Origin of the sequence: Mitsuaria sp. BK037 (genome assembly GCF_014193045.1) — a bacterium.
Taxonomy (GTDB): Bacteria; Pseudomonadota; Gammaproteobacteria; order Burkholderiales; family Burkholderiaceae_C; genus Roseateles.
In genome coordinates, this window is record NZ_JACHYS010000002.1 from 421,150 (window position 1) to 434,810 (window position 13,661).

Consider the following 13,661-nt stretch of genomic DNA (forward strand, 5'->3'; position numbering starts at 1 on the left):
CCGGCGGCTTTCCTTTTGGGGCGTCACAAGCGCCCGACGACACGACGGAGACTTCCCTTGAACACCTCCACCATCGCTGCCCCGGGCGGCACCGCCGGCAGCGCCGCGCAGGCCGCGCCCAAGATGCCGCCGCAGATCCCCTACATCATCGCCAACGAGGGCTGCGAGCGCTTCAGCTTCTACGGGATGCGCAACATCCTGACGGTGTTCCTGATGACCAGCCTGCTGCTGGCCATTCCTGAACCGCTGCGCAAGGGCGAGGCCAAGGAGGTGTTCCACACCTTCGTGATCGGCGTCTATTTCTTCCCGCTGCTGGGCGGCTGGTTGTCCGACCGCTTCTTCGGCAAGTACAACACCATCTTCTGGCTGAGCCTGGTGTACTGCGCCGGCCACGCCTGCCTGGCGATCTTCGAGAACAACCTGCGCGGCTTCTACTTCGGCCTGTTCCTGATCGCGCTGGGTTCGGGCGGCATCAAGCCGCTGGTCAGCTCCTTCATCGGCGACCAGTTCGACAAGAGCAACCGCACGCTGGCGCAGAAGGTCTTCGACGCCTTCTACTGGATCATCAACTTCGGCTCCTTCTTCGCCTCGCTGCTGATGCCGATCTTCCTGGACAGGTTCGGCGCCAGCGTCGCGTTCGGCATCCCGGGCGCGCTGATGTTCCTGGCCACCCTGATCTTCTGGAGCGGCCGCCGCAAGTACACGCATGTGCCGGCGGGCCAGTCGCACCGCGATCCCCATGGCTTCCTGAAGGTGGTGCGCACGGCGCTGCTGACGCAGGCACCGGGCCAGGGGCGCGGCGGCCTGATCGTGGCCGGCCTGGGCGTGGTGCTGGCGATCGGGGCGCTGGCCCTGACGCCCAACCTGGGCTTCGTGATCGCCTTCTGCTCGGCCCTGGTGCTGGTCATGGGCTTCGGCGGCATCGGCGCCTGGATGCAGCTGGAACGCGCCCGCGCGGTGCATCCGGCCGAGGCCGTCGAAGGCGTGCGCCAGGTGCTGCGCCTGCTGGTGCTGTTCGCGCTGGTCACGCCCTTCTGGTCCCTGTTCGACCAGAAGGCGTCGACCTGGGTGCTGCAGGCCGACCAGATGGCCAAGCCGGAGTGGTTCAAGTCCTCGATGATGCAGGCGCTCAATCCGGCCCTGGTCATGATCCTGATCCCGTTCAACAACCTGGTGCTGTACCCGCTGCTGGCCCGCCTGGGCCTGAAGGTGACGGCGCTGCGCCGCATGGGCGCGGGCATCGCGTTCGCCGGCCTGGCCTGGATCGTGGTGGGCGGGCTGCAGCTGTGGATCGACGGTGGCCACGCGGTCGACATCACCTGGCAGGTGCTGCCCTACGCGCTGCTGACGCTGGGCGAGGTGCTGGTGTCGGCGACCGGCCTGGAGTTCGCCTACAGCCAGGCGCCGCTGGCGATGAAGGGCGTGATCACCAGCTTCTGGAACCTGTCGGTGACCATCGGCAACTTGTGGGTGCTGCTGGCGAATTCGAGTGTCAAGGGTGCGACGGTGACGGCCTACATCCAGTCGACCGGCACCAGCGTGACGGCCTTCCAGATGTTCTTCTTCGCCGGCTTCGCGCTGCTGGCGGCGCTGCTGTTCGCGCTCTACGCGCGTGGCTACCGCATGCAGGACAACTACCGGGGCTGAGGCTCCACCTCCTCAAGGAAGCGACAACGATGAATCGACTTCTCTCGCTGGCCACCGCGCTGGCCCTCCATGCCGCGATCGCGACGCCGGCGGCGCTGGCGCAGACCAGTGTCAAGCTCAACCTGGTGCCGCTGCCGTCGACGCGGCAACAGGTCGACCTGACCATGGACACCCGCATGAACATGTCCATGCGGCTGCCGGCGGACGCGCCCGAGCAGGCGCGCGCCGAGGCCGAGCAGCTGAAGGCCGCCATGCCGTTGACGATGACCATGGCGATGCGCCAGACGCTGTCGACCTCGGCCAAGGCGGCCGATGGCGGCTACACCCTGGATGCGGAGATGGCGACGCTCAAGACCGAGATGCGCAATGCGTCCGGTCAGCTTCAGCCGCTGCCGCCGCCGATGACCTTCCGCTTCAACGCGCGGCTGAAGGACGACCAGTTCGAGCAGATCGACATGCAGCTGCCTGCCACGGCCGCGTCCCAGGCGCTGAGCAAGGAGCTGCAGGAGCAGCTCTTCAACCAGAGCTTCGACTGGATGCGCAAGTTCAACGGCGTGACGCTGAAGGTCGGCGAATCGATCGAGGTGCCGGTCGAGATGAACCTGCCGATGGGCGCGTCCAAGCAGCTGGGCAAGGTGGTGGGCCGCTACACCCTGACCGGCGTGCGCCAGGGCGTGGCGTCGTTCGATGTCGCGGTGACGATGGCCATGGACGTCGCGCTGCCGGTGTCCGCGCCGGCGTCGGCGGCCGCCACCTCTGCCGCCGCCTCCAGCGCGACGGAGGCCACTCCCCCGGCGCCGGCCGCATCCGCGCCGGCCGAGGTGAAGGGCTCGATGACCGCGACCGGCAGCGGCAAGATGGACGTGCGCCTGGCCGACCGTCTGATGCTGCGCAGCACGATGTCGATGACGATGGGCATGGACATGGCGGGACCGCAGGGCAAGCTGCTGCGCATGGACACGCAGATGAACATGGCCAGCACCGGCAAGGCCTTGCCCGCTGTGAAGAAGAAGGTCGAGAAGGCCACGCCGGCCAAGCCCGCCAGCAAGAGCTGAGCGCCTGATGCGCGCCGGGGGCCCGGCGGCGCCGTGACCAGGACCGCCCGAGGGCGGTCCTTTTTCTTGAGCGCGTCAGCGATCGAGAGCGGCAGCCCAGAACAGCGACAACAGGAAGGTCGCCATTAGCGCCAAGCAAAGCCATCGCTCGCTCTCGAAGAGCTTCACCGACATGTCGGCTTTCGCGTTCGCAACCTCCAGATGGATCGCCTGAGAAATCGCGAGCGCTTCTTGCGCGCTCACGCCGGCGTTGATCAAGGTCCTCGTCGTCTCAACGTTCATTGCATGGCTCCTGGCAAGGGGAACGGAAGGGATCTCACGAGCGAGGCAATCTAGGCGGAAGCGGATTCGGTTTCACTGGCCCATCCATGCGTCGTTGAAGGCGCGCCCCTGGAGGGACGCTGCTGCCTCACCGCCGGCGCAGTTCGCGCATGCCGGGCAAGGTCGGGATGACCTCGCGCATCACTTGCTGGAACGCGCGCAGCCGGGCCGGCTGCAGGCGGCGCGACGGATACACGAGCGAGATCGGCAGCGGCGTCGCGCACCAGTCCGGCAGCAGCCGCACCAGGCGTCCTTGAGCAAGGTCGTCGATGACCGCCCATTGCGAGACCAGCGCCAGGCCCAGGCCGCGCCGCGCTGACTCGATCAAGGCGAACAGGCTGTCCGTGCCCAGCCGGGGCCGGAAGCCGATGTGCAGGCTCGCGTCGCCCGTCGCCGCGCGCAGGTCGATGCCGTCCCGGTAGAAGGCCAGCAGCGCCAGCCAGGGCTGCGCGCCGAGCAGCGCCGCGATCTCCTCCGGTGTCTTCCGGTCCAGGCCCTTGGGCAGCTTCTTCGCGAGCAACGGCGCGGCCACCAGCACCCGCGGGACTTCCGCCAGCTGCGTGGCGATCAGATTAGGCTGGCTGATCTCGCCCACGAGCAGGGAGCAATCGACGTTCTCCCGGCTGAAGTCCGGCAACTGGTCCTGCAGCATCCATTCGACGGACACCCGCGGATGGCGCTTCAGGAAGGCGGCCAGCGGCTCGATCAGCTGGCTCTGCCCGAAGGCATGCGGCACCCGCAGCCGCAGCGTGCCGGAGAGCTCCTCGCCGCCGTCGATCTCCTCGGCCAGCGTCTGCCAGCCATCGATCAGTTCCTGCGCCTGCGCGGCGCAGCGCTCGCCCTCCTCGGTCAGGCGCAGGCCGCGCGTCGAGCGCTCCACCAGCCGCGCGCCGAGCAGCGATTCGAGCATCTGCACCCGGCGGCTGACCGTCGGCTGGGTGGTCGCGAGCTGCAGCGCCGCCGCGGAGAAACTGCCCGCCTCCGCGACACGGAGGAAGGTCTGCAGCAGTGCGAGGCGGTCCTGGCCGCCGTCCCGGACAAGGTCTTTCATGGGGCGCTTTATACGCCGGGCGTATGGCCGCTGTGCGTGCGGGGCCGGTTCCGCGGGCGGGCGCCCATCCGAAGAATGCGAGGCATCCCGGTGCCGGCGCGCCGCCGCCCACCGATTCCCGCTTCCTCGTTACCCTTCCGGAGTTGCCATGTCCGCCCTGCCGCTGACTTCGACCTCGACACCCACCGTGACAACGACCTCGACCGCCTCGCCGCCGGATGCCGGCGCAACGCCCTCCGCGCCGCTGATCGTCCTGCTGGCCGCATCGGCCGGCCTGGGCGCCGCGTCGCTCTACTACAGCCAGCCGATCCTGGCCCCGCTGGCCGAGGATCTGCACGCCTCCACCGGTGGCATCGGCGCGGTGCCGATGCTCACCCAGCTCGGCTACGCCGCCGGCATCCTGCTGTTGACGCCGCTGGGCGACCGCTTCGACCGCCGCCGCGTGATCCTCACCAAGTTCGTGCTGCTGATCGCGACCCTGCTGATGAGCGGCTTCGCACCGGGCTTCGCGCCCTTCCTGGTCGCCAGCGCGCTGCTCGGACTGACGGCGACGCTGGCGCAGGACGTCGTGCCGATGGCCGCGGCGCTGAGCCCGGCCGAGCACCGGGGGCGCATCGTCGGCCAGGTGATGACCGGGCTGCTGCTGGGCATCCTGCTGTCGCGCGTGATGAGCGGCGTCATCGCGGACCTGCTGGGCTGGCGCTGGGTCTATGGCCTGGCGGCGCTGGCCCTGACCGTCGCGGGCCTGGCGAGCTGGCGCTGGCTGCCGTCCTCGCCGCCGGCGATGCGCGCGACGTATGGCGGCCTGCTGCGCTCGCTGGGCGGCCTGTGGCGCGCCTGGCCGACGCTGCGCCGCGCCGCGATCGCGCAGGGCTTGCTGGCCGTCGCCTTCAGCGCGTTCTGGTCGACGCTGGCGGTGATGCTGCACGCACGCTTCGGCCTGGGCAGCGCGGTCTCGGGCGCTTTCGGACTGGCCGGCGCGGCGGGCGCGCTGGCCGCGCCGCTGGCCGGCCGCATTGCCGACCGCCGCGGTCCCGGCGTGGTGACGCGGCTCGGCGCCCTGCTGGTGGTGCTGTCGTTCGCGGCGATGTCGGTCACCGCCTGGCTGGACCGTGGTGCGGCGATCGCCGTGCTGGTGGTGTTGGCCGTCGTCTTCGACTTCGGCGTGCAGGCGGCGCTGGTCGCGCACCAGACCATCGTCTACAGCCTGGACCCGGCCGCGCGCAGCCGCCTGAACGCGCTGCTGTTCACCGGCATGTTCATCGGCATGGCGACCGGCGCCGCGCTCGGCAGCCTGCTGCTGGCGCACTGGGGCTGGCTGGGCGTGACCGGCCTGGCGACGGTCGCGAGCGCCGCGGCGCTGGTCGTGCGGCTCACGGCTGACGAGTGAGGCGCCTGGCGGGGCAAGCACCCCGCGTCTCTCGTCAGAGGAAGGCGGCGCGGATCTCGTCGAGGGCCAGCGGCACGATGCCTTCATCGACGCTGAAGATCGTGCGGGCCTGTTCGCGCTGCTGCACCGGTTCTCCGCGAGCCCGGACGTGCAGGTCGAACAGCGTGTACAGGTCGGGCCGGATGGTCTCGTGCATCGCGCGCAGCATCTGCGAGATGCGGCCGTGATTGCCCGGCACCGCGTTGTGCCAATGGGGATGCTCGGTCAGCGCCAGATCCGCCCAGAGCATCTCGTGGCGTTCGAGATCCAGGATCAGTGGCAGACAGATCTTCGTGTTGGCGCTGATGTCGATCTTGTCGACCACCGTCCGGGCATCGAAGGCCTCGCCCGAGCCGGGATGACGCCGCGACATCCAACCGGCGAAGCATTCCGGCAGGTCGCAATAGGCCTGGGCCGTGTAGCTGTTGATGCACATCACGACGAAACGCGCGCCCCGCTGATGCACCTTCGGGAGATCCAGGTCGATGAACTCCGCCGCGCCCTGTGGCGCGTCGACGATGTCGCCGCTGTGCACGCCGTAGCCCCCCGTCCCGCGCAAGTTGTAGAAGCCGAGGGCCTCGACGAGCCGGTATTCGCTGTCGAACATGGCCGCGGACAGGTCGATGTCGGTGCGGCCCCGGCCGTTCTTCCACCACAGGAAGAAGCGCAAGGTTTCCCCCATGGGCAAGGGCACGCGGCTCCCGCGCGCGAGCGTGCGCAGCGACTTGGAGGCGCTGCGCTGCGCCAACGGGATCATGTAGGTGCGCAGCGCCGGATCGATGTAGCTCGGGCCGAGTGGCGCCAGCTCGGCGAACCGCGCCAGCAGCGCTTGCTCGCAGGCGTCGACGATGGTGGCGGCCAGCGCCTGCGGCACGGCAGGCCTCCGGTCCGCGATCGAGAAGATCTTCGACATCTCGCCTTTGGGCGTGAACGCGCGGATTGCCGGCGGTGCCGCGCGATGCCGGAAGTGCGTCATGACCTGAAGCAGCACGGGCGTCGACACGCGCGGCGCGAGGGCCGCGAAGCGGGCCGCCAGTTCCGGCGTGGCGGCAGGCGAGCGCAGCAGGACGTCGAGCTTGCGCGCGTACTCGCCGGGGCGCTCCGCCAACCGGGCCGCGGCGGTGGCGACATCGCCCGTCGCGAGCGCGCGTTCGACGCCGCTGGCCCAGTTCGGAGGCGCCGTGTCGTTGCGCAATTGCTGGAAGGCCTCGTGCGCCTGCGGGAAGCGCTCGGCGAACTCGCCGGGATGCAGCCGCTCGCCCAATCGCTTCCAGGGCTCACGCCAGCGCATCATGTCCTCGACCGGACGGTGCATGCCCTCCAGGGCCTGGAGGATCAGCTTGCGCCAGGCGCGCCCCATGCGGCCGAAGCGGGTTGGCGCCGCCAGCGACGCGTCGCCTTCGAAGAGCGAGACCGCGACGCGCAGCAGGTCGGTGGCAGTCCCGCACTGCGCCAGCAGGAAGGCGTTGGCGCGCTCACCCGGCACTTCCCGCAGCAGCATGGCGGCCACCAGCGCGAGGTTTTCCTTGAAGGGGAACTTCGCGGGCAAGAGGCGGAAGATGCCCTCGCGGTACTGGCGGATGAACCAGGTCACATCCTCGCGATCCTGCTGCGACAGCGACGTGGGCGCGCCCGCCAGCTGGGTGAAGATCCGTTCGAACTCCTCCGGACTGCCCAGATCGAGCACGCGCGGCCGCTGGCCTTCGAGGGCCGCTTCACGGCGCGGCTCGTCATCCGGCAAGCGGCTGTGCGTGAGGTAGTGATGGATCGCGTTGAGAAACAGCTCCGCGTCCGACGCCGCCATCACCTGGTCAGGGAAGCCGGGATAGAACGGCCGGTGCGCCTGATGCGCGCCGGTGAGCTGGTGGAGCTCGCGAAGGAGATCGCGCGACACCGACGCGAGCCGCGACGCATCGAGCGTGGCAAGGCGCGCGGACAGCGCTTGGGACATGACGTAGCCCAGCCCCGTCAACTCCTTCTGAAGCGTGGCGAGCTGCGTGGACGTCGCCGCCCCTCCGCCGGCGGCCACATGCAGCTTCGATCGACGGCGGACAAAGATGGCGTGCAAGGTCGTCCCCTCCCCGGGCGCTCCGGAAAAAACAACGCCTGCCGGACGGCAGGCGAAGGGCGGAAAGCGGAGGCTCTAGATCAGTGGAAGAGAAGGAAGAACCCCCATAGCCGCGCCGCGACCTTATCACGGGTGCCCGCCCCTTCGCCAATACCGCCTCTCGCGGGCCCGATCAGTCTCCGCGACCGAGGTAGGCCCGGATCGCGGTGATGCGGCCTTCGTCGTCAAAGTCCAGCACGTCGACCACGAACAGCTCGATGTGCCCGTCGACGACGATGCGCAGCTCGCCGGCGACGGAGCGGTCGCCTTCGAGCACGCGCAGCACCTCGATGCGGATCGACGCCGCGGCTTCGAAGTTCTTGCGCGTCTCGGCGACCGCGGCGTCGCGGCCCTTCACCGACAGGTTCCAGTCGCGCAGCGTCACCTCGGGCGCGAGCATCGCGGCGATGCCGTCCAGGTCCTTCGCTTCGTAGCGGCGCAGGTAGTCGATGAAGGTGGCTCGCAGGCTCATGGGGTCGTGTCGGACGGAAGGCAAGGAAGGCCGGCGCCAGGGCCGGCCCGGATCGCGGCGCATTGTGGCGCGAAGCGGCTGGCTCACACGCGGCGGAACAGTCCCGGGTAATCCACCACCAGGCCGTGCTCGTCGACCTCCAGGTCCGCGGTGAAGCCGGACCCATCCAGCGACTCGAAGCGATAGCGCCGCTCATCGAGCCGCGTATAGGCCTGAGCCTGAGGGCGGACGGTCAACGCCGTGCCATCGACCCACGCCATGCGGAACTCGCGCCGCTCGCCGACCGCCAGGGACACGCGCCGGATCGGGAAGCTGTTGGTGAACGGCGTGGGCCAGATGTCGATGTCGAGGCAGCCCTCCAGCGCGGGGAGCGCCGCGCCGCGGTCGTCGGTCCAGTGCCCCTGCCCATCGGTGGCGAGGCCCATCGTGCGTGCGGCGACACCCTCCCCGACGATCAGCGACAGCGCCGCATCACGCAGGCACCACTGCGCGTCCCAGTTCAAGCGGTAATGGAGGCGGAACGGTCCGCGCTCGTCGTCGATCGCAACGACCAGCCCGTCGGCCTGCCCCTCCGAGAGGCGCAGATGTTCGATGCCGACGTCCGGATGCGAAGCGCTCCAGCTCGGGATCCAGCAAACGGTGCGGGGGATGGGCAACATGTCGGCTCCTGTCCCTGGCAGGGCAATCGACGTGCGAGAGCCGCTCGGGTCAATCCTGCGAGGGCGCCGGCGGCGAATGGCAGGCCACGCACAGCTTGTTCCCGTCGGGATCGCGGAAGTAGGCGCCGTAGTAGTGCTCGTGATACTCGGGCCGCAGGCCTGGCGGACCTTCGCAGCGGCCGCCGTGCGCGAGCGCCGCCGCATGGGCGGCATCGACCATCGCGCGCGAGTCGGCCATGAAGGCCGTCATCTGGCCGTTGCCCGCCGCGTGCGCCATGCCGTCGAAAGGACGCCCGATGAGGAACAGCGGTCGCGGCCCCGGCACCGACTGCCAGCCGGCCCAGGGCCGCGAGGGGTCGCAGAAGCGCTGCGGCAGCTCGAGCGCCGCCATCAGCGGCGTGTAGAACGCGAGCGCCTGGTCGAAATCGCCGACGCCGATGAACACGTGGGAAAACATGGCGGTGCCGCGCTTACTGCGTCCGCCCGCGCCAGCCGAGAAGGCTCACGCCCAGCGCCACGAAGCACGCGCCGAAGCTGCGGTTCATGATCCTCACGCGGCGAGGCGAGGCCAGGCCGCGGCGCAGCGCGCGGGCCAGCACGACGTAGAAGCCATGCGCCAGCACGGCGCACAGCGAGAAGGTCACCGTCAGCACGACGAAGTCGCGCATCGCCGTCTCCGGGTGATTCATGAATTGCGGAAACAGCGCGGTGAAGAACAGGATCGCCTTGGGATTCGTGAGCGCGACCAGGATGCCGCGCAGGAACAGCGCCCGGCGCGAGAGCCCCGCCGTTTCGGCCGCGGCCGCGTCGCCGTCCGCGATCGAGGCCATGCGCTCGCCCTGGCGCCATTGCTTGATGCCGAGCCAGATCAGGTAGCAGGCGCCCAGCAGCTTGACGACGAGGAAGGCCTTGGCCGAGGTGCTGAGCAGCACGCCCAGCCCGGCCGTCGTCGCGGCGGACACCGCCAGCAGCCCGATCGCATTGCCCAGCGAGCCGACCATCGCGCGCCGCGGCCCGACGCTGAGCGAGTTCGAGATCGCCATCAGCACGGCCGGTCCCGGCGTGAAGGTGACGAACAGCGCCACGCTGACAAAGCCCAACCAAGCGGTCACATCCACGACGAACTCCCAGCGCACGACACAGGAAGCGGCGATGTTAACGGCGGCGTTCTCGCAGCTAGGATCGCCCGATCGATTGACCCTCGAGCGGGAGTGCCCCATGCGATCGCTGTTCCACCTGGCCTATCACGTGCGCGACCTCGACGATGCCCGCGCCTTCTATGGCGACGTGCTCGGCTGCGAGGAAGGCCGCAGCACCGACACCTGGGTCGACTTCGACTTCTTCGGCCACCAGATCTCGCTGCACCTGGGCGAGCCGTTCAAGACCGGCAACACCGGCAAGGTCGGCGATCACCTGGTCCCGATGCCGCACCTGGGCGTGATCCTGCGGATGCCCGAGTGGCGCGCGCTCGCGGACCAGCTGGAGGCGCGCGGCATCGAGTTCGTGCTCAAGCCCAGCGTCCGCTTCGCCGGCCAGCCGGGCGAGCAGGCGACGATGTTCTTCCTCGACCCCTCGGGCAACCCGATCGAGATCAAGGGCTTCGCGTCGACGGACGGCATCTTCGCCACCTGATCGATGAGCGGCCCGCAATGTCCCGGAGGGACGCGATGAGCGATGCCGTCGCGATCGGCCCCCTGGTCCTGCCGTGGACCTTCGTCCATCTGTGCATCGCGGTCGCGGTGTCGAGCGCCGTGGCCACGGTGCTTGCCCGCCGGCGGCAGCTGGATGCCGGGCCGCTGCTCTGGCGATGCCTGCTCGTCGCATTGCTGTTCGCGCGGCTGGGCTTCCTCTATCAATACAAGGAGCTCTACGTCGAGCATCCGCTCAGCGTCCTCAACCTCCGTGATGGCGGCTGGTCGCCCGAGATCGGGATCATCGCGATGTGGATGTACGCGACCTTCCGGTTGAGGAACGCGCCGGGCTTGCGCGTGCCGGCGACGGTGCCGCTGGCGATCGGGACGGCGCTGATCGTCGCGGGGCAGATCCAGCTCGCGCTGCAGCCCGCTTCCGCGCCGCTGCCGGCGCTCCAGTTCACGCAGTTGAACGGCGAGCGCCTGGACCTCGCCACGCACGGCGGCAAGCCGGTGCTGGTCAACCTGTGGGCGACTTGGTGCGGGCCCTGCGTGCGCGAGATGCCGATGCTCGCGCAGGCGCAGCGCGATCGCCCCGACGTGCGCTTCGTGTTCATCAACCAGGGCGAGGACGCGCCCCATGTCGCGAAGTGGCTGGGCGCTCAGCGCCTCACGATGGACAACGTCGCCATCGATGAACGGCGCCAGGCGAGCGCGACCTTCCAGCAGGCGGGTTACCCGACGACGCTGCTCTTCGATGCATCCGGCCGCCTGGTGGCCAAGCGCACCGGCGAGTTGTCGGAGCCTGCCCTTCAGGCGATGCTGACGCGGCTGCGCTGAGCCGTGCAGTCGCTGGTAGAGACGATCGGTCGTTTCGATGTCCACGGTCTCGGCGAGTTCGATTGGAGCGGCTCGAACCCCAGTCGCGACAGCAACGCGATCGGCGCCGGCAGCAATGGGAAGCGGTCCATCGAGGCCTTCAAACTCACAGCCGCAAGCCGAGCCAGATCACGGTCCGCGTGGATGCGGACACGATGACCGTCAGGAGCGGTGTCCATGCGCTAGGCCGGTCGGCGTCTTCGGCGAAGGCGCTCAAATGCTCCCGCTCGTCCGCGACGATCTTGGAGATTGCGGCCACAGCAGCGTCATCGTGGCCTTGCAGCACTCGGACCTGCTCGTCGAGATGAAAAAGCACGACGCGCTCGACCGCCACCGTCGTCGCAGCGATGGCCTTGCGTCCGAGCAGGCCCGTGACGGCCCCTAGCAACAGACTGCCCGCCGCGCAGAGCCAGTAGCTCCGACAGCGAGGGCGGCCACGCCGCTTCAGCTCTGTCCAGAAGATCCCGCGATGCTGCTCTTCATGCGCCTTGAATTCACGCAAGGCGGGCAGCATCGACGCTGCGGTCCATCGCGCGGCCAGGATCTGGCCCGCATAGATGTGGACGGCGCCATGCTCGCCAGCATGGTTCACCTTCAGAAGGCGGTCGCCCAGCGATTCGCCGCTGCGCAAGGAGGCTGTGAGGTCCATGGCCGCAAGTATCGGCGCGCGACTCGACGGGTGTCTCCGCGCTTTCCCGGCGGTCCTCGTCGCGTCGGCACGTAACATCCTCCGACCCTTCATCTCGTATGTCCCCATGCAACTCCGCACCATCGCGCTCGACGACACCGCCGCCATCGACCTGATCGCGCAGCGCATGCGGGCGACGCTCGTCGAGGTCGAAGGCGAGGAGGCCGGCGGCGGCATGTACTCGATGGACTGGCTGCGCGATCGCGTACGGTGGCATCTGGACGGGCGCGCCGCTGAAGTGGTGATCGCCGAGGATGCAACCGGCGCGATCGTCGGGCACACGATCTATCGGATTGAAGCGGGCCCGGACGACACGCCCTTCGGCCTCGTCTCCACGACCTACGTCGTGCCGCAGGCACGGCGGCTCGGCGTCGCGCAGCAACTGCTCGCGCGCGCCGAGTCGTGGTTCCGAGGGCATGGCCTGCCCCAGTGCTGCACCTGGACCTCATCGACGAACGCGCCGTTGATCGCGCTCTACGCGCGCAACGGCTTCGTGCAAGTCGAGCGTGCGCCCAACGAGTTGACGCAGACCCTCATGGTCCGTCTCGCCAAGCCGCTCACCCTCGAGGCCCGCGCATGACCACGCCCTTCACCATCACCACGTTCGACGTTCCCAAGCCCGGGCTGGAGGCGCTCGTCGACGCCGGCCTGGATCAGTACAACGATGCCTTCGGCGATCGCGGTGCCTTCGACGGACAGCAGCCGATCTCGAGCGCCGCCTACGACGGCGGCGGACGAATGATCGCCGGCGCGGTCGGGCGCACGCTCGGGCGGTGCTGCGAACTCCAGCGGCTCTGGGTCGACGCCGCGCATCGGCACGCGGGCGTCGGCAGCGCCGTCGTCCGCGCCTTCGAGCAGCGCGCCATCGAGCGCGGCTGCGACACCTTCTACCTGAGCACCTTCAGCTTCCAGGCGCGCCCTTTCTACGAGCGCCTCGGCTACACGATGCAGCTGGAGATCCCCGGCCACGGCGCGGCGGGCTCCAAGTGCTTCATGGTGAAGAAAACCGGCGTCTGATCTCCCCTGGACGCCGAGCCGCGGGCACGCACCTTGCCGCCCTTGCGGCATGAACGCTCCATCCCGCACCGTCCATCTCTACCTCTTCGAGGGCTTCGCCGACTGGGAGGCCGCTTATGCGGTCGCCGGCATCAACACGCCGGAATTCCAGAAATCGCCAGGCACCTGGCAGGTGAAGACCGTCGCCGCCGCGGGCGCCAACCTGGCGCGATCGATGGGCGGGCTGTCGGTGATGCCGGACATCCGGCTCTCGACGCTGTTTCCCGACGACAGCGAGCTGCTGATCCTTCCCGGCGGCGCCGGCTGGGACAAGGGCGAGCACCTGGAAGCAGCGAAGAAGGCCAAGGAGTTCCTCGATGCCGGCAAGCGCGTGGCCGCGATCTGCGGCGCCACGGCGGGCCTGGCGCGGCTCGGCGTGCTCGACGACCGCCAGCACACCAGCAACGCGCTGGCCTACCTGAAGGGCGTGCCGGAATACGGCGGCAGCGACCGCTACGTCGACGAGCCCGTCGTCATCGACCGCGGGCTGATCACCGCCGGCGGCATGTCGGCGCTGGACTTCGCGCGCGCCATCTTCGAGACGCTCGACGTCTACGAGCACCAGACGCTCGAGGCCTGGTACCAGCTGAACAAGACCGGCCAGTCGGCCTGGTTCGCGAAGATGGCACAGGGCGAAGGACGCTGAGCGTCGCGGCCCGGTTGCTT

16 protein-coding genes are annotated in these 13,661 nt (G+C 69.2%); 8 read left to right on the forward strand and 8 right to left on the reverse strand.

All coding sequences use genetic code 11. The features are described from left to right. Nucleotides 1-123 precede the first annotated feature (123 nt). Together FHT37_RS13970 and FHT37_RS13975 are read left to right on the forward strand one after the other, a co-directional pair. The gene (locus tag FHT37_RS13970) at nt 124-1,647 is read left to right on the forward strand and encodes an oligopeptide:H+ symporter (RefSeq protein WP_183483006.1); all 1,524 of its coding nucleotides are present in this window, start codon (nt 124-126) and stop codon (nt 1,645-1,647) included. Nucleotides 1,648-1,676: 29 nt separating this feature from the next. Further along, nucleotides 1,677-2,702, forward strand: coding sequence for a hypothetical protein (locus tag FHT37_RS13975; protein WP_183482235.1), 1,026 nt, complete (start codon nt 1,677-1,679; stop codon nt 2,700-2,702). Nucleotides 2,703-2,777: 75 nt separating this feature from the next. Here FHT37_RS13975 and FHT37_RS13980 read toward each other — a convergent pair whose 3' ends face one another. After that, a complete protein-coding gene (locus FHT37_RS13980; RefSeq protein ID WP_091726538.1) occupies nt 2,778-2,984 on the reverse strand; it encodes a hypothetical protein in 207 nt (68 codons plus the stop codon). Between the two features lie 127 nt (nt 2,985-3,111). Then, nucleotides 3,112-4,074: a LysR family transcriptional regulator gene (locus FHT37_RS13985; protein ID WP_183482239.1), complete on the reverse strand. Its 963-nt coding sequence runs from the start codon at nt 4,072-4,074 to the stop codon at nt 3,112-3,114. A gap of 148 nt (nt 4,075-4,222) precedes the next feature. On the opposite strand from FHT37_RS13985, the gene FHT37_RS13990 reads away from it, so the two are divergent. Continuing rightward, nucleotides 4,223-5,464 carry an MFS transporter gene (locus FHT37_RS13990; RefSeq protein WP_183482242.1) on the forward strand — a complete coding sequence of 414 codons (1,242 nt, stop codon included), beginning with the start codon at nt 4,223-4,225 and terminating at the stop codon, nt 5,462-5,464. Nucleotides 5,465-5,498: 34 nt separating this feature from the next. On the opposite strand, the gene FHT37_RS13995 is transcribed toward FHT37_RS13990, so the two are convergent. The 5 genes from FHT37_RS13995 to FHT37_RS14015 form a co-directional block, all read right to left on the reverse strand. Further along, nucleotides 5,499-7,571 carry a TerD family protein gene (locus FHT37_RS13995; protein ID WP_183482245.1) on the reverse strand — a complete coding sequence of 691 codons (2,073 nt, stop codon included), beginning with the start codon at nt 7,569-7,571 and terminating at the stop codon, nt 5,499-5,501. Between the two features lie 172 nt (nt 7,572-7,743). Further along, nucleotides 7,744-8,082 (reverse strand): nuclear transport factor 2 family protein, encoded by a 339-nt coding sequence (locus tag FHT37_RS14000; RefSeq protein ID WP_183482248.1) that lies wholly within the window; start codon nt 8,080-8,082, stop codon nt 7,744-7,746. Nucleotides 8,083-8,165: 83 nt separating this feature from the next. Further along, nucleotides 8,166-8,741: a putative glycolipid-binding domain-containing protein gene (locus FHT37_RS14005; RefSeq protein ID WP_183482251.1), complete on the reverse strand. Its 576-nt coding sequence runs from the start codon at nt 8,739-8,741 to the stop codon at nt 8,166-8,168. Nucleotides 8,742-8,790: 49 nt separating this feature from the next. Then, nucleotides 8,791-9,198, reverse strand: a complete 408-nt coding sequence (locus FHT37_RS14010) for a VOC family protein (RefSeq protein WP_183482254.1) — start codon at nt 9,196-9,198, stop codon at nt 8,791-8,793. A 13-nt stretch (nt 9,199-9,211) separates the two neighbouring features. Continuing rightward, the gene (locus tag FHT37_RS14015; RefSeq protein ID WP_297383098.1) at nt 9,212-9,859 is read right to left on the reverse strand and encodes a LysE family translocator; all 648 of its coding nucleotides are present in this window, start codon (nt 9,857-9,859) and stop codon (nt 9,212-9,214) included. Between the two features lie 100 nt (nt 9,860-9,959). Here FHT37_RS14015 and FHT37_RS14020 point away from each other — a divergent pair, with 100 nt between their 5' ends. Together FHT37_RS14020 and FHT37_RS14025 are read left to right on the forward strand one after the other, a co-directional pair. Then, a complete protein-coding gene (locus FHT37_RS14020; protein ID WP_183482261.1) occupies nt 9,960-10,373 on the forward strand; it encodes a VOC family protein in 414 nt (137 codons plus the stop codon). Between the two features lie 35 nt (nt 10,374-10,408). Further along, entirely contained in the window at nt 10,409-11,212 is an 804-nt protein-coding gene (locus FHT37_RS14025) for a TlpA disulfide reductase family protein (RefSeq protein WP_183482264.1), read from the forward strand. Nucleotides 11,213-11,357: 145 nt separating this feature from the next. On the opposite strand, the gene FHT37_RS14030 is transcribed toward FHT37_RS14025, so the two are convergent. Further along, nucleotides 11,358-11,900: a demethoxyubiquinone hydroxylase family protein gene (locus FHT37_RS14030; RefSeq protein WP_183482267.1), complete on the reverse strand. Its 543-nt coding sequence runs from the start codon at nt 11,898-11,900 to the stop codon at nt 11,358-11,360. Between the two features lie 106 nt (nt 11,901-12,006). Here FHT37_RS14030 and FHT37_RS14035 point away from each other — a divergent pair, with 106 nt between their 5' ends. Genes FHT37_RS14035 through FHT37_RS14045 form a run of 3 tightly spaced genes read left to right on the forward strand, consistent with a single transcriptional unit; the run spans nt 12,007 to nt 13,641 of the window. Further along, entirely contained in the window at nt 12,007-12,519 is a 513-nt protein-coding gene (locus FHT37_RS14035; protein ID WP_183482270.1) for a GNAT family N-acetyltransferase, read from the forward strand. After that, complete coding sequence (locus FHT37_RS14040) at nt 12,516-12,956, forward strand: GNAT family N-acetyltransferase (RefSeq protein ID WP_183482273.1); 441 nt, start codon at nt 12,516-12,518, stop codon at nt 12,954-12,956. The genes FHT37_RS14035 and FHT37_RS14040 overlap by 4 nt, the downstream gene beginning before the upstream one ends. 49 nt (nt 12,957-13,005) lie before the next feature. Beyond that, nucleotides 13,006-13,641 (forward strand): DJ-1/PfpI family protein, encoded by a 636-nt coding sequence (locus FHT37_RS14045; protein ID WP_183482278.1) that lies wholly within the window; start codon nt 13,006-13,008, stop codon nt 13,639-13,641. The last annotated feature ends 20 nt before the right edge of the window (nt 13,642-13,661 follow it).

Bases quoted from the DNA above. Each gene is read 5' to 3' on its own strand.
- FHT37_RS13970 (WP_183483006.1), top strand. From the start codon at position 124: ATGCCGCCGCAGATCCCCTACATCATCGCCAACGAGGGCTGCGAGCGC.
- FHT37_RS13975 (WP_183482235.1), top strand. From the start codon at position 1,677: ATGAATCGACTTCTCTCGCTGGCCACCGCGCTGGCCCTCCATGCCGCG.
- FHT37_RS13980 (WP_091726538.1), bottom strand. From the start codon at position 2,984: ATGAACGTTGAGACGACGAGGACCTTGATCAACGCCGGCGTGAGCGCG.
- FHT37_RS13985 (WP_183482239.1), bottom strand. From the start codon at position 4,074: ATGAAAGACCTTGTCCGGGACGGCGGCCAGGACCGCCTCGCACTGCTG.
- FHT37_RS13990 (WP_183482242.1), top strand. From the start codon at position 4,223: ATGTCCGCCCTGCCGCTGACTTCGACCTCGACACCCACCGTGACAACG.
- FHT37_RS14000 (WP_183482248.1), bottom strand. From the start codon at position 8,082: ATGAGCCTGCGAGCCACCTTCATCGACTACCTGCGCCGCTACGAAGCG.
- FHT37_RS14005 (WP_183482251.1), bottom strand. From the start codon at position 8,741: ATGTTGCCCATCCCCCGCACCGTTTGCTGGATCCCGAGCTGGAGCGCT.
- FHT37_RS14010 (WP_183482254.1), bottom strand. From the start codon at position 9,198: ATGTTTTCCCACGTGTTCATCGGCGTCGGCGATTTCGACCAGGCGCTC.
- FHT37_RS14020 (WP_183482261.1), top strand. From the start codon at position 9,960: ATGCGATCGCTGTTCCACCTGGCCTATCACGTGCGCGACCTCGACGAT.
- FHT37_RS14025 (WP_183482264.1), top strand. From the start codon at position 10,409: ATGAGCGATGCCGTCGCGATCGGCCCCCTGGTCCTGCCGTGGACCTTC.
- FHT37_RS14030 (WP_183482267.1), bottom strand. From the start codon at position 11,900: ATGGACCTCACAGCCTCCTTGCGCAGCGGCGAATCGCTGGGCGACCGC.
- FHT37_RS14035 (WP_183482270.1), top strand. From the start codon at position 12,007: ATGCAACTCCGCACCATCGCGCTCGACGACACCGCCGCCATCGACCTG.
- FHT37_RS14040 (WP_183482273.1), top strand. From the start codon at position 12,516: ATGACCACGCCCTTCACCATCACCACGTTCGACGTTCCCAAGCCCGGG.
- FHT37_RS14045 (WP_183482278.1), top strand. From the start codon at position 13,006: ATGAACGCTCCATCCCGCACCGTCCATCTCTACCTCTTCGAGGGCTTC.